At 61.9% G+C, this 467-nt stretch carries 1 pseudogene; it reads left to right on the top strand.

Annotation, left to right across the window (positions count from 1 at the left end):
* A pseudogene (locus tag RM844_RS32490) lies at positions 1–467 on the top strand (Ig-like domain repeat protein); the annotation flags it as partial.

Raw genomic sequence — 467 nt, 5'->3', positions numbered from 1 at the left:
GACGCACAAGAACCGCGTCGTCGAGCTGTGGGCCGACCCCTTCGGCGCCGACAAGCCGAAGAAGCTGGTCAAGAAGGGCAAGGTCAACTCCAAGGGCAAGCTGTCCGTCAAGGTCAACCTGAAGCGCGACACGACGGTGACCGCCGTGTTCGCGGGTGACGGCCGGTACGCGCCGAAGACGGTGAAGTCGACCGCGTACGCCAAGGTCAAGGTCTCGCTGAAGCTGTCGAAGCACTACAGGACAGCGAAGATCGGGAAGACCTCGTACGCGTACTACAACAAGAAGAAGACCCCCGACTTCACCACGACGATGACCTACTACAAGGGTCGCGCCCAGCGGCTGAGCCTTCAGCTCAACTACCAGGGCAAGTGGTACGACACGGGTCAGGCGTACTTCCCGCTCGGCACCAAGGGCAAGTCGGTCGTGATGCTCGAAGGCCCCCACGACGTCGGCTACAAGATGCGTG

It is taken from the genome of Streptomyces chisholmiae, assembly GCF_031845445.1.
GTDB classification, from domain to species: domain Bacteria; phylum Actinomycetota; class Actinomycetes; order Streptomycetales; family Streptomycetaceae; genus Streptomyces; species Streptomyces chisholmiae.
This window is presented reverse-complemented; position numbering and strand designations above follow the sequence as displayed.